Here is a 13,848-nt window from a genome sequence, read left to right as displayed (position 1 = left end):
CCTCACCCTTCGGTGCGGTTTCGCCTGCATACGATCCTCGTGCGTGGCTCGCCCTGCCGCGCGCCCCCGTCGCCCCCGAGGTGCCCCATGACCCGTTCCCGCGGACTCGTCGCCCGTTCCTCCGCGCTCGTCGCTGCCGTCGCCCTGTCGTTCGCGGGCCTGACGCTCGCGACGCCGGCCGCCGCCGACACCGTGCCGCTCGAGGGGACCCCGCTCACGGTCGCCGCCGACTCGCTGCCGACCGTGCAGATCGACGGCGTCGTCTGGCAGCAGGGGATCGCCGGGTCGCGTGTCTTCGTCGGTGGTGACTTCGCGAACGCGCGCCCGGCAGGCTCGGCGGCCGGCACCAACCTGGTGCCCCGCGCGAACCTCCTCGCGTACGACCTGACGACCGGTGTCCTCGACGCCTCGTGGGCGCCGAACCCCAACGCGCAGGTGCGGACGGTCGCGGTGTCGCCGGACGGGACGCGCGTGTACGTGGGCGGCAACTTCACGAGCATCGCGGGGCAGCCGCGGTACCGGATCGCGGCGTTCGACGCGGCGACGGGGGCGCTCGTGTCGTCCTTCAACCCGGGCGTCGACTCGCAGGTGCGCACGATCGTCGCGACGAACACCACCGTGTACGTCGGCGGCTCGTTCACGAACGCGAACGGGTCGCCCCGCAACAAGGTCGCGGCGTTCAACGCGGCCGACGGCGCGCTCCTGCCGTGGGCGCCCAGCGCGGACGACGGCTCGGTGAGCGCGCTCGTCGTCTCGCCCGACCAGTCGCAGGTCATCGTCGGCGGCAGCTTCTCGACGTTCAACGGCAGCGGGAACCCGGGCTACGGCCTGGCGCGCGTCGACGCCGTCTCGGGCGCGACGCTGCCGCTCGCGATCAACGGGCTCATCCGCAACGGCTCGACGCAGGCGTCGATCACGAGCCTCACGAGCGACGCGACCAGCTTCTACGTCACCGGATACGTGTTCGGCAGCACCGGCAACCTCGAGGGCACCGCGCGCGGCGACTGGGCCACCGGCGAGCTGGTCTGGGTCGAGGACTGCCACGGCGACACGTACGCGGCGTGGCCCGGCCCGGGTGACGCGGTGTACGTCGCGGGGCACCCGCACTACTGCGGCAACATCGGCGGCTTCCCGCAGACCGAGCCGTGGACGTTCTACCGCGCGCTCGCGTTCAGCAAGGCCGTGACGGGCGTCGCGACCGCCGACCCGTACGGCTACTACAACTACGCCGGCAAGCCCACGCCGACGCTCCTCAACTGGTACCCGGACATCAACTCGGGCTCGTACACGGGCCAGGGCCAGGGGCCGTGGACGGTCACGGGCAACGACCAGTACCTGCTGTACGGCGGCGAGTTCACGATCGTCAACAACAAGGGCCAGCAGGGTCTCGCGCGGTTCGCGCGCACGGACACCGCGCCCAACAAGCAGGGCCCCCGCCTCGCGTCGGGCACGTGGCCGCTGTCGGCCGCGTCGTTCCAGGCGGGCACGGTGCGCCTGAGCTGGCCGGCGAACTACGACCGCGACAACGAGAACCTCACGTACACCGTGTCGCGCAACGGTCAGGTCATCCACACGGTGACCGCGCCGTCGGTGGTCTGGAAGCGCCCGCAGATGGGCTTCATGGACACCGGCCTCACGCCGGGGGCGACGTACACCTACCGGATCAAGGCCGTCGACCCGTTCGGCAACTCCGCGATCACGGACCAGGTCCAGGTCACCGTCTCCGACGACTCCTCGACGAGCGCGTACGCGCAGCAGGTGCGCACCGACGGCGCGACGTCGCTGTGGCGGCTCGGTGAGCCCAGCGGGACCACGGCGTTCGACTGGGTCGGCTGGTCCGACCTCGCGCTCGGGTCCACCGTGACGCGCGGCGCGGCCGGCGCGATCATCGACGACCCGAACGCCGCCTCGACGTTCGACGGCACCGCGAGCTCGACGGGCACCACGACCACGCCGATCCAGGGCCCCGACTCGTTCGCGGTCGAGGCGTGGATCAAGACGACCACCACGCGCGGCGGCAAGATCATCGGCTTCGCGAACCTGCAGACGGGCTCGTCGGGCAGCTACGACCGGCACGTCTACATGGAGAACTCGGGCAAGATCACGTTCGGGGTGTACCCGGGCTCGGCCCGGACGGTCACGAGCTCCGCGGCGTACAACGACGGCCAGTGGCACCACGTCGTGGCGTCGATGGGTACCGAGGGCATGAAGCTCTACGTCGACGGGCGCCGCGTCGGGCAGCGTGCCGACACGACCACCGGCCAGGCCTACACCGGCTACTGGCGGATCGGCGGCGACAACCTCGGCGGGTGGCCGAACCAGCCGACGAGCGGCTACCTCGCGGGCAGCATCGACGACGTCGCCGTCTACCCGGCGCCGCTCACGGTCGCGCAGGTCGAGAGCCACTACACGCTCTCGGGCCGCACCGTCGCCAAGCCGCCGGCACCCGCCGACGCGTACGGCAAGGCCGTCTACGACGCCGGGCCCGAGCTGTACTGGCGGCTCGCGGAGGGGTCGGGCACCACGGCGGCCGACTCCGGCCCGTACGGGACGCCGGGCGTCTACCGGGGCACCCTCCTGCGCAGCCAGTCGGGCGCGCTGTCGGGCGTGAGCAACACCGCGGTCCGGTCGCTCGGCTCGAGCAACACGCTCGTCGCGAGCACGCAGCAGGTCTCGAACCCGACGGTCTACTCGCAGGAGCTGTGGTTCAGGACGTCGACCACGAACGGCGGCAAGCTCATCGGCTTCGGCGACACGAACACCGGGGTGTCGGGCAGCTACGACCGGCACGTCTACATGGAGACGAACGGGCGCCTCACCTTCGGCACGTGGACGGGCGTGGCCAACACGATCACGACCACCGCGTCGTACAACAACAACCAGTGGCACCACCTCGTCGCCACCCAGGGCCCGGACGGCATGAAGCTGTACGTCGACGGCGCGTTGCAGGGCACGAACCCCCAGACGGCCGCGCAGGCGTACAACGGCTACTGGCGGATCTTCGGCGACACGACGTGGGGCCCGCAGGCGTGGTTCGCGGGCACGATCGACGAGGTCGCGGTCTACTCCTCGGTGCTCGACGCGCAGACGGTGGCCAACCACTACGCGCTCGGCAAGACGGGGCAGCTCCCGAACCAGCTGCCGGTCGGCGCGTTCACGTCGACGCCGACCGACCTGACGGTCGCGTTCGACGCGTCCGGCTCGACGGACCCCGACGGCACGGTCGCCGGCTACGCGTGGACGTTCGGGGACGGCGCGACCGCCACAGGGGCGACGCCGTCGCACACCTACGCGGCGGGCGGGACCTACCCGGTCACGCTGACGGTCACGGACGACAAGGGCGCGACCGCGCAGGTCACGCACGACGTCACGGTCGTCCCGCCGAACCAGCTGCCGACGGCCGCGTTCACCGCGACGCCGACGGACCTGACGGTCGCGTTCGACGCCGGCACGTCCACCGACCCGGACGGCACGATCACGCAGCACGCGTGGACGTTCGGCGACGGCACGACGGGCGACGGCCCCGCCCCGACGCACACCTACGCGGCGGGCGGCGACTACCAGGTGACGCTCACCGTCACGGACGACCGCGGCGGCAGCGCGCAGACGGTCCGCACGATCACGGTCGTGGCGCCGAACCAGGCACCCGTGGCGGCGTTCACCGCGACGCCGACGGACCTCACGGTGGCGGTCGACGGCTCCGCGTCGGCCGACGCCGACGGCACCCTCACCGCGCACGCGTGGGACTTCGGCGACGGTGCGACGGGCACGGGTGCGACGGCGTCGCACACCTACGCGGCGGCCGGCACCTACACGGTCACGCTGACCGTCACGGACGACCGCGGCGACACCGGCACGACGACCCGCGAGGTCACCGTGGCGGCGCCCGTCCCGAACCAGGGCCCGGTCGCGGCCTTCACGGCGACGCCGACGCACCTCGCGGTGGCGGTCGACGCGTCGGCCTCGACCGACGCGGACGGCCAGATCACGTCGTACGCGTGGCAGTTCGGCGACGGCGCGACGGCGACCGGCGCGACGGCGAACCACACGTACGCCGCCGACGGCACGTACACGATCACGCTCACGACGACGGACGACGACGGCGACACCGGCACCACGACCCGTGAGGTCACCGTGGCCGCGCCGCCAGCGGACACCCCGTTCGCGCTCGACCCGTTCGCGCGGTCGGTCACGGGCGGCTGGGGCTCGGCCGACACCGGCGGCGCGTGGACGGTCCAGGGTGGTGCGACGAACTTCTCGGTCGCGAACGGGACGGGCGCGATGCGCGTGACCGGCGCCGGGTTCCGCCTGTCGTCCTTCCTGCCGGTCTCGTCGACCAGCACGGACCTCACGGCGAAGGTCGCCCTCGACGTCATGCCGACCGGGTCGGGCACCGACCTCGAGCTCGCGGGTCGCACCGCGGGCACGACGGACGGCTACCGCCTGCGCCTCAAGATGCTGTCGACGGGTGTCGTGCGGGCGTCGATCGTCGGGATCTCCGCCGGCACCACGGTCACCGTGGCCCAGGTCAACGTCCCCGGCATCACCTACGCCGCCGGCCAGACGCTGCAGGCCCGCTTCCAGGTGACCGGGACGGGCACGACGACGCTGCGCGCGAAGGTGTGGGCCTCGGGCTCGCCGGAGCCGACCACGTGGACCCTGTCGGGCACGAGCACCACGGCCGCGCTGCAGGCCGCGGGCGGGATCGGCCTGTCGGTGTACACGTCGTCGACCACGACGACGCTGCCGCTCACGGCTCGGTGGAGCGAGCTGGTGGCGCGCCCGGTCGTGCCATGATCGCCGCTCAGGGGGAGCGACGTCCGGCGGGGGGATCGATGGAGGACGGCTCGACGACGGCGGCCGCGCACGACGCGGCCGCGGCCGGTCACGACGACCCGCGCACGGTCGTCGGGGTGCTGACGTACAAGCGCCCCGACGACCTGCGGGCGGCGCTGCCGATGCTCGTGGCCCAGGCCGCGCTGCTCGACCCGCCGGCGGAGGTGCTCGTCGTCGACAACGACCCCGAGGGCGGTGCGCGCGGCGTCGTGCAGGCCGAGGCGGCGCGTTCGGCAGCCGACGGTGGACCCGTCGTGCGGTACGCGCACGAGCCGCAGCCCGGCATCGCCGCGGCCCGCAACCGCGCGTTCGACGAGTCGGCCGACGCGGACCTGCTGGTGTTCATCGACGACGACGAGCGGCCCGTCCCGACGTGGCTGCGCCTGCTCGTCGACACGTACCTGGTGGACCGCCCGGAGGGCGTCGTCGGGCCCGTGGTGTCCGAGTTCGAGCAGCAGCCCGACGCGTGGGTGACCGCGGGCCGGTTCTTCGACCGCCGGCGCCTGCCGACGGGCACGACGACCGACGTGGCCGCCACGAACAACCTGCTGCTGGACATGGCCCGGGTGCGCGAGCTCGGTCTGCGCTTCGACGAGCGGTTCGGGCTGTCCGGCGGCTCCGACCAGCTCCTCACGCGGCAGCTCGCGAAGGCCGGCGGGCGGATGGTGTGGTGCGACGAGGCCGTCGTGGTCGACGTCGTACCGCCCGACCGCGTGACGCGCCGCTGGGTGCTCGCGCGTGCGTTCCGCAACGGCAACACGTGGGGCCGCACGTCCGTCGTGCTGGCCGACGGCCCGTTGGACCGCGCGCTCGTCCGGGTGCGCGTGACGGGTCAGGGCGCGGTCCGGGCCGCCGGCGGCGCAGCCCGCTGGGCGCTCGGCACCGCGACGCGCTCGGCCGTCCACCAGGCGAAGGGCCGTCGCACGTTCGCGCGCGGCACGGGCATGATCGCGGGTGCGTACGGCACGGTGTACGTCGAGTACGCGCGCGACGGGCGGCGCACGGTGCGCGCCGGGAAGGTGCCGGGCGCGTCGTGACCCGCACGACCGGGGGGACCGGAGGGCCGGCGGTGGAGGACCGCACGAAGGCGAAGGGCGGCACCGCCCGCAGCATGACGATCACGCTGGTCGGGAACCTGTTCCCGCCCGTGGTCGCGCTCGCGAGCGGCCCGATCCTCGCGCAGTCGCTGGGCGTCGACGGGCGCGGTGCGGTCGCCGCCGCGACGGCGCCGCTCGGGCTCGCGATCGCCCTCATGACCTTCGGCGTGCCGGAGGCCGTGTCCTACGCGGTCGCGCGGCACCCGCGGTTGGTCCGGGTCGCGGCGCGCAACGGCGCGCTCATCGTGGTCCTCGCGGGCCTGCTCGCGACGGGCGCGGTGTTCGCCGCGCGCGAGTGGCTGTCCGGCGGCGACCTCGAGATCCAGAAGCTCATGGCGGTCGCGTCGCTCGCGGTGCTGCCGACGCTGCTGCTGGGCGTCCTGCGCGGCATCGCGTCCGGCCTGCAGCGCTGGGCGATGGTCGCGTGGGAGAAGGTGCTCGCGTCCGGCCTCCGGCTGGCCGTGCTCGTCCCGCTGTGGCTCACCGACCACCTCACGCCGTTCACCGCGACGGTCGTGCTCGCCGTCATGCCCGTCATGGGCGCGCTCGCGTACCTCACGCTGCCCCGACGGCTGCCGCCGGCCGAGCCCGACACCGAGGGCCTGGCGTCGACCCGCGCGCTCACCGGGTACGGCCTGCGGCTCTGGATCGGCACGATCTCCGGGATCCTGCTGTCCCGCGTCGACCAGACGATCATGACCCCGCTGAGCAGCGCCTACGAGCTCGGCCTGTACGTCGTCGCGGTGAACGTGAGCGAGCTCCCGTTGGTGATCCACCGGGCGGTGCGCGACGTGACGTTCGTGACCGACGCGAGCCGCAGCGAGGACGCACGCCTCGCCGCGGCCGCCCGCATCTCGACGCTCATCTGCACGGTCGTCGCGCTCGTCCTCGGCGGCACGATGCTCTGGTGGCTCCCGCTGCTGTTCGGCGAGGAGTTCGCGCCCGCCGTGCCCATCGCGTGGCTGCTGCTCGTGGCCGTCGTCATCAGCACGCCCGGATCCATCGCCGGTGCGGGCCTGTCCGCGCGCGGGCGGCCGGGCCTGCGCAGCATCGCGCTCGTGATCGCCTGCGTGCTCAACATCGGCCTGCTCGTGGTGCTCGTCCCGACCTACGGGGCGATGGGCGCGGCATGGGCGACGCTCCTCGGCTACGTCGTCTCGTCCGGCCTGAACCAGTGGTTCCTCAAGCGGCTGTTCGGCGTGTCGATGCTGTCGTTCTACGGCGTCCGCCGCACCGACCTGACGATCCTGCGCGGCTACGCGGGCTCGCTGACCGGCGGCGTCACCCGCCGCCTCCGCCGCCGTCGCTGACGCTCGGGGTGCCCGGGTCCGATGCGGACTGCCTGGGTCCCCGGTCGTGGGACTCGCGAGCCGCCCTCCCGCCTACGGCCCTCTACACGCATCGGTTCGGCTGACGCCTCGGGCGCCCCGGGGCACCTGTTGTCGGGATGCGAGCGACGGTACCCGACCGGGCGTCGTGGGAGCCGAACCGCGAGTCAGACCAGCCCGACCGCTCGCGCCATGCCGTCGACGAGGTGCGCGGACGTGAAGCGGTCCTCGACCGCCTGCCGCGCGCGCTGACCGAGCGCGACCGCCGCGTCCGGGTCGTCGAGCAGGCCCAGCACCCGGTCCGCCAGGTCGGTCGGCTCCTGCGGCTCGACGAGCAGCGCGGTCTCGCCGTCGCGGTGGTAGTCCTCGTGGCCGGGTGTCGCGGTGAGCACGACGGGACGTGCGGTCGCCATCGACTCGAGGCTGACCGTGAGCCCGGACATGTGCAGGTTCGGGCGGGTCGCGATCGCGACGACGCTCGCGCGCGCGTAGAGGTCCCGCAGCTCGGTGTGCGAGAGCCGCGGGACCTTCGTGACGCCGGGGGGCGCGGGCACGTCGGACGCGTTCTGCACGACGATCTCGACGTCGGGCCGCGCCTCGTGCACGCGCGACAGCGCGGCGAAGAGCGTGGTGGGGTCCCGGTCCCGGTCGCCGCCGACGCTCACGACGAGCGGTGCGGGCGCGGGCGGCTGCGCGGAGAAGAACTCGTGGTCGACGCCGAACGTGAAGAACGACACCGGCGGGCCCGACCGGCCCAGCGCGGCCTGGAGCGGCTCGACCTGGGCGCGGCTGTTGACGAACACGCCGTCCATGCGCCGCAGCACGTCGAGCGCGCCGCGCACGCGGTCGGACGACGGGTCGATCTCGAGGGCATCCGTGAGCCAGATCGTGCCCGCGAACATGCGGGCGTGCGGGGACAGGACGAGCATCCGGCGCGCGAGGTTCTCGTCCCACGCGATGCCCACGTCGGTCCGGCCGCGGTGCGGCACCGCGGAACGCAGCAGCGCGCGCACGCGGTCGGCGCGCGTCGGCTCGGGCAGGCTCGCGGTCGTGACGGTGGCTCCGGTGCGCTCGAGCAGGTCGAGCCCGTACGGCCAGCGGCCGGGCACCTCGCCGCGCGTGTGCCGGGCCTCCCACGACGCGATGTCCCGCTCGGCTCGGAAGACCACCTCGACGGCGGTGCGGGTCGCGGTGACCGGGATCGCGGTCATCGGGGCTCCTCGGGGTGCGGCACGACGGGACGCGGCGCGCCGACGGCGCGAGCGGTGGCGGGACGCGGCGCGGGTGCGCGGCGTGCGAGGGCAGGGCGCGGCGGACGGGCGGCGCGTGCGCGAGCGGGGCGTCGGGCCGCCGCGGCGGCAGCGGACGCGTGCGGGCTCACGACGCGTCCTGAGTCACGAGCTGCCGCGTGGTGCGGCCGTGGGCGCGCGCGACGGCGTCGCGGAACACGGCGGCGTGCCCGGCGGCGACGGCGGGCCAGTCGCGCGCCGACAGGTCGGGGCGGTCGCGGCCCAGCTCGAGCGCGGTCGCACGGTCGAGGCCCGCGCGCAGGTCGTCGGGCGTCACGGAGCCGGTGAACGTCGTGACCCACGCGCCGCCGACCTCGGCGGCCAGCTCGGTGGACGTCGGCCCGGCCGGGACCAGGACGGGCCGGTCGAGCGAGAGCGCGAGCAGCGCGGCCCCCGAGTTGTGCAGCCGGCGGTAGGGGAGCACGACGAGCGACGCGGCGGACACCTCGGCGGCCAGCACGTCGTCGTCGACGTACGCGAGCCGCAGCCCGACGCGCGGGTCGGCGGCCGCGAGGGTCTCGACGGTCGCGCGCAGCTCCTCGGTCTCGGGGCTGCCGACGACGCGCAGCTCGAGGTCGTCGCCGGGGGTCGCGCGGAACGCCTCGATGAGCTCCTCGACGCCCTTGTAGGGCCGGACGAGCCCGAAGAAGAGCACACGCCCGGGGCGCGCGTCCCCGCGCGGGTGCGCGGCGTACCAGTCGCGGTAGTGCGGGTGCGGGACGGTGACGAGCGGCGTCCCGGGCCGCGCGTCGGCGGGCAGCGGGGTCGTGCCGTTGAGGCGCACGAAGACGGTCGTCCGGCGGTCGACGAGACGCAGGATCCACCGTTCGAGCGCGCTCCCCGACTCGTGCGGCTCGACGTTGTGGAGGGTCCGGACGACGGCCGTGCGGGTCAGCGCGAGCCGCGCGAGCAGGGCGGCCGTCGTCGCGAACCGGGCCGCGGTCTTGAGCCGGGACGTGCCCCGCAGGAGCTTCTCCGGCCAGTGGACGTGGAAGACGTCGTAACGGCCCAGCAGCGCGGTGCGCCAGTCGAACGTGAGCGCGTGCACGTCGTCGGGCAGCTCGTCGAGCAGCTGCGCGAGGTACGGGTTGGTCGTGCGGCGCGGCCGCGGGAACGACTCGAGCACCGTGACGGTCATGCGCGCCCTTCCGGCAGGGGGTCCGGCACGGCGGCCGGTCGGGTGTCGTCGAGGGTCGCCTCGCCGGCGTCCACGCCGGGTCGGGGGAGCAGCAGCATGCCGAGCGCGAGCACGATGATCGGCATCGAGCTGTAGATGGGACCGAACGCGAAGTTCCAGAGCATGACGCACGTCAGGTAGATCGTGAGGCCGGACGCGACACGGCGTGCGGCGGCGCTCGCGATCGACCATACCGACAGGCCGAGGATCCACGCACCGAGCGCGAGCCCGGGGATGCCGAAGTTCGACCAGAGGTCCGCGATCACCGCGTGCAGCTTGATCTCGCTGCCGAACATGTAGTTCTCGACGTAGCCGTTGTCCGGGTCGTAGTTGAGCGCGGCCATGCCGGACTTCGCGACAAGGATGTCGTCGAGGTTCGCCTGCACGCCGACGCCGTAGCCCATCGGCCGGGACTCCATGAGCGCGAGGCTGGCGCCCCACTCGGGCCGGCCGCCCAGCAGGATGGAGCCGGACGTCTGCACCTGCTCCTGCGACCGCTGCTGCGTCTCCGCGCCGAGGTACCCCTCGAGGATGAGCGTCGTGCCGACGGAGTAGACGCAGGCCGCGATGCCCGCGAACAGCGCGATGGTGGCGAGCGCGCTCGACCGCCGGCCGAGCGTCGTCGGGCGCAGCTGGTAGGCGACGAGCAGCGCGGCGAGCACGAGCGTCGCGAACGCCGACCGGGAGTCGTTGAGCATGCAGACCGCGGCGAGCGCGAGCAGCAGGACGATCTCGACGGGTCGCGGCCGCTTGCGCACGACGAGCCCGAGCGCGAGGACCGTCACCGCGTAGGAGAAGTTGTACTTCCACGGGTTGGCCGGGTTGATCGGCTCGAGGCCGATGCGCAGGACGAGGCCCGCGGCGGCCGACAGCGCGACCGTCCGCAGGGGCAGCACGGTCCGGGCCCACAGCAGCAGGCCGATCGCGCAGAACCCGCCGACGACCAGCAGCAGGTTCGCGCGCAGCACGACCGGGCTGATCGCGTGCGACCCCGAGGACACGGCGGTCAGCCACACGCCCGACGCGAGCGCGAGCGCGCCGAGCAGCAGCAGCCCTCGCGCGCCGACGAACCGCTTCGGCGCCGACCACCAGACGGGCACGAGCGCGAGCGGCACGACGATCGCCGTCGTGAACGCGTCGATGACCTGGTAGTTCAGCGCGACCATCGCGACGGCCGCCATCGCCACGTACCGCGTCGAGCGCCGCGGCACCGGCAGCGGTCCGGGCGCGTGCGCGTGCGTCCGCGTCGACGTCCCCACCGCCCGCGCGGGGGCGACGCCCGGGTGCGCGGCGGGGGCGGCGGGCGCGGTGCGCGTGCTCACGCGGCACGGTCCTTCCCGGCGAGGCTCCTCACGACGGGCTCACAGCCAGGAGGCGTGCGCGCCGCGCTCCTGCGCCATGAGGCGCGGCGTCGACAGCTCCAGGTCGTCGAGCCCGGTGAGCTCGCGTCCGGGCAGCAGCGCCTCGCCGGACCGCGCCGCGGGGCTCGAGCCGTCCGTACCGTCGGGCGCTCCGCCGGCGGCGACGGGCGCCGGCCGGGACGCGGTGGGCGCCGTGGGTGCGGTGGTGCCTGCCGTGCCGAGAGCTGCGGGCACGCCGTCACGCTCGGGTGCGGCCTCGCCGGGGTGCGCCGGCGCGGCGGTGGGGACCGCGCCCTGTCCGGCCGTCGCCCCGGGGGCGGCTACGGCCGCCGTCGTGGGTGCGAGGACCGCGGCGGATCCGTCGGTCGCGGCCGTCTCGGGGGTCCCGCGGCGCCCGACGCGACGACGTCCGCCACGCTGTCCTCCGAGGGACCACGCCTTCGCGGTGGACTGCGGCGTCGACCCGTACGTGTAGACGGCGCCGGACGCCTTGGCGGACACCTGGTTGAGCAGCAGCCCGAGCACGCGCGCGTCGACCGCGCTGAGCGACGCGAGCGCGTCCGAGAGCTGGGGACGGTGCACGGTCCGGCAGCCGACGACGACGAGCGCGCCGTCGGTCAGCCGCGACAGCACGGCCGCGTCGGTGACCGGCAGCAACGGCGCCGAGTCGAGCAGGATGACGTCGTAGCGCAGCGCGAGGCGCTGCAGGAGCCGGCCCATCGCGGGGGAGTCGAGCAGCTCGCTCGGGTTCGGCGGGATCTGCCCGGCGGGCAGCACGTCGAGGGAGCCCTCGCCCCACGGCTGGATGACCTCCTCGGCGGTGGCCTCGCCGATGAGCACCGTCGTGAGGCCGACCGCACCTTCGATGCCGAGGTACCGGTGCACCGACGGGCGGCGCAGGTCAGCGTCGATGAGCAGGATGCGCTGGTTGCCCTCCGCCATCGCGATCGCGAGGTTGATCGCGGCGGTCGACTTGCCCTCGGTCGGCAGCGACGACGTCACGACGATCGACCGGCTCGGGCCCGCGATCGTGAGGAACCGCAGGTTGGTGCGCAGGCGCCGGAACGCCTCGGCCTGGTCGCCGAACGGGTCGCGGCGCATGAGCAGCGGGCTCTTGCGGTTCTTGCGGTCCCACCGCACGGACGACAGCACGGGTGTGTCGGTGACGCGGCGCAGGTCCTTCATGGAGCGGATGCGCGTGTCGAGCAGCGTGCGCGCGAGTGCGATGACGACGCCCGCGATGAGGCCGAGCGCCATCCCCGTCGCGGCGTTGAGCTTGGTGTTCGGCGCGAACGCGTACGACGGCGGCGCGGCCTCGCCGACCAGCGTGATCTGGACGTTCGGCTCGCCGTCCGCCGAGTCGCCCTCGAGGTCCTCGACGGCGACCGCGAGCTGCTGGGCGACCGCGTTCGCGATGTCCGCCGAGCGCTCGGGGTCGCCGGAGACGACGGAGATCTCGAGCATCGTGGCGTTGAGCAGCGCCGACACGTTCACCGACTTCGCGAGCGAGCGGCCCGTCGTGTCCAGCCCGAGCTTCTCGATGACGGGGTCGAGCACGTACGGCTTGGTCGCGAGCTGGGCGTAGTTCTCGATGCGGTTGAGCGCGTACGTCGAGCCCTGCACCAGCTCGCCGGGCGAGCTCGTGCCGGTCGCGGTGACGTAGACGCTCGACGTCGCGCGGTAGCTCGACGGGAGCGTGGTCGAGTAGGCGTAGCCGGCCGCGAAGCCGAGCGCCGCGAGCACGCCGATGAGCAGCCAGTGCTTGCGCAGCGCTGCGAGGTACTCCGCAGGCTCCATGCCCGATCCCCTCTCGTTCCGGTGCACCTCCCTGCGCAGGACGTCCACCGGGGATCACCGTCGCCCGAGCTGCCCCCCACCGTCGGTCAGTGCTCTTGATTGTCGACGATCCTGCCCCGGAAAGAGCCGTGGCGGTGTGGGCGAAATGTGAAACCTCGCCGTTTTCGCCCGGTCGGCCCACCGCGACGCCGCAGGTCCACCCGATCGCCGCGTCGCGCGGGGCCCGATCGTGGCGACGAACTGGACAAGTGGGTGAAAAACGTCTCGGGAGGGTGACGTGGGCCGCGCACTATGTCCGGGTTGGGGTGGTTCCCTCTACAGTCACCTGGTCGGGTTGCAGTCGCGCGACCCGCGGCTGGGAGGTCCTCGACGGCGCGGGCCCATGGTCCGTCTCGTCAGCAGGAGGGTGTGGCATGGCACGCATCGTGGGGTACGCGCCCGGCGCGTACGACCTGTTCCACGTGGGACACCTCAACATCCTCCGGCACGCGAAGCGGCGCTGCGACTACCTCATCGCGGGCGTCGTCGCGGACGAGGTGCTCGAGCTCACCAAGGGTCGCCGGCCGATCATCCCGCTCGCGGAGCGCATGGAGATCCTGCGGCACATCTCGTACGTCGACGAGGTCGTCGCCGAGGTGCAGCCCGACAAGGTCGAGACCTGGCGCAGCGTCGGGTTCGACGTCATCTTCAAGGGCGACGACTGGCGCGGCACGCCCAAGGGCGACCGGCTGGAGCGCGACTTCGCGGCGGTCGGCGTCGACGTCATCTACTTCCCGTACACCGTGCACACCTCGAGCACCGCGCTGCGGCGCGCGCTCGCGGCGATCGACGGCCCGGAGGAGCTCGTCGCGTCCGAGGTCGGCTGACCCGACGCCCCCGTCCGGCACCGCCGGCGGGCTGCACTGCTCGACCCCGCCCGCGGGCGGTCCTGCTCGACGTCGCCCAGGCGGTGTCGGCGCGGGC

The 13,848-nt window shown here is 73.8% G+C and carries 8 protein-coding genes; 4 read left to right on the top strand and 4 right to left on the bottom strand.

The features are described from left to right. Positions 1 to 87: 87 nt before the first annotated feature. Genes OMK64_RS00785 through OMK64_RS00775 form a run of 3 tightly spaced genes read left to right on the top strand, consistent with a single transcriptional unit; the run spans position 88 to position 7,243 of the window. Positions 88 to 4,797, top strand: a complete 4,710-nt coding sequence (locus OMK64_RS00785; RefSeq protein WP_272726047.1) for a PKD domain-containing protein — start codon at positions 88 to 90, stop codon at positions 4,795 to 4,797. Further along, positions 4,794 to 5,873 carry a glycosyltransferase family 2 protein gene (locus tag OMK64_RS00780; protein WP_272726046.1) on the top strand — a complete coding sequence of 360 codons (1,080 nt, stop codon included), beginning with the start codon at positions 4,794 to 4,796 and terminating at the stop codon, positions 5,871 to 5,873. The genes OMK64_RS00785 and OMK64_RS00780 overlap by 4 nt, the downstream gene beginning before the upstream one ends. Beyond that, positions 5,870 to 7,243: a flippase gene (locus OMK64_RS00775; protein WP_272726045.1), complete on the top strand. Its 1,374-nt coding sequence runs from the start codon at positions 5,870 to 5,872 to the stop codon at positions 7,241 to 7,243. Before OMK64_RS00780 ends, OMK64_RS00775 begins: the two co-directional genes overlap by 4 nt. Before the next feature lie 185 nt (positions 7,244 to 7,428). Here the strand turns inward: OMK64_RS00775 and OMK64_RS00770 are convergent, their stop codons facing one another. The 4 genes from OMK64_RS00770 to OMK64_RS00755 form a co-directional block, all read right to left on the bottom strand. Further along, on the bottom strand, positions 7,429 to 8,472 hold the full coding sequence (locus tag OMK64_RS00770) for a glycosyltransferase family 4 protein (RefSeq protein ID WP_272726044.1): 1,044 nt from the start codon (positions 8,470 to 8,472) through the stop codon (positions 7,429 to 7,431). A gap of 166 nt (positions 8,473 to 8,638) precedes the next feature. Beyond that, on the bottom strand, positions 8,639 to 9,688 hold the full coding sequence (locus OMK64_RS00765; protein ID WP_272726043.1) for a glycosyltransferase: 1,050 nt from the start codon (positions 9,686 to 9,688) through the stop codon (positions 8,639 to 8,641). Further along, a complete protein-coding gene (locus tag OMK64_RS00760) occupies positions 9,685 to 11,049 on the bottom strand; it encodes an O-antigen ligase family protein (RefSeq protein ID WP_272726042.1) in 1,365 nt (454 codons plus the stop codon). The genes OMK64_RS00765 and OMK64_RS00760 overlap by 4 nt, the downstream gene beginning before the upstream one ends. Positions 11,050 to 11,088: 39 nt before the next feature. Further along, positions 11,089 to 12,885, bottom strand: a complete 1,797-nt coding sequence (locus OMK64_RS00755) for a tyrosine-protein kinase domain-containing protein (RefSeq protein WP_272726041.1) — start codon at positions 12,883 to 12,885, stop codon at positions 11,089 to 11,091. Between the two features lie 413 nt (positions 12,886 to 13,298). Between OMK64_RS00755 and OMK64_RS00750 the strand changes: the two genes are divergently transcribed. Further along, positions 13,299 to 13,751 carry an FAD synthase family protein gene (locus OMK64_RS00750; RefSeq protein ID WP_272726040.1) on the top strand — a complete coding sequence of 151 codons (453 nt, stop codon included), beginning with the start codon at positions 13,299 to 13,301 and terminating at the stop codon, positions 13,749 to 13,751. The last annotated feature ends 97 nt before the right edge of the window (positions 13,752 to 13,848 follow it).

The organism is Cellulomonas fimi, assembly GCF_028527925.1.
Taxonomy (GTDB): Bacteria; Actinomycetota; Actinomycetes; order Actinomycetales; family Cellulomonadaceae; genus Cellulomonas; species Cellulomonas fimi_C.
Note: the sequence above shows the minus strand (reverse complement) of the source record. Positions and strands in the feature narration are given on the sequence as shown.

What these genes read in the sequence shown, in the direction of transcription:
- OMK64_RS00750 (WP_272726040.1), top strand. Translation starts at nt 13,299, where the DNA reads ATGGCACGCATCGTGGGGTACGCGCCCGGCGCGTACGACCTGTTCCAC.
- OMK64_RS00780 (WP_272726046.1), top strand. Translation starts at nt 4,794, where the DNA reads ATGATCGCCGCTCAGGGGGAGCGACGTCCGGCGGGGGGATCGATGGAG.
- OMK64_RS00785 (WP_272726047.1), top strand. Translation starts at nt 88, where the DNA reads ATGACCCGTTCCCGCGGACTCGTCGCCCGTTCCTCCGCGCTCGTCGCT.
- OMK64_RS00765 (WP_272726043.1), bottom strand. Translation starts at nt 9,688, where the DNA reads ATGACCGTCACGGTGCTCGAGTCGTTCCCGCGGCCGCGCCGCACGACC.
- OMK64_RS00755 (WP_272726041.1), bottom strand. Translation starts at nt 12,885, where the DNA reads ATGGAGCCTGCGGAGTACCTCGCAGCGCTGCGCAAGCACTGGCTGCTC.
- OMK64_RS00770 (WP_272726044.1), bottom strand. Translation starts at nt 8,472, where the DNA reads ATGACCGCGATCCCGGTCACCGCGACCCGCACCGCCGTCGAGGTGGTC.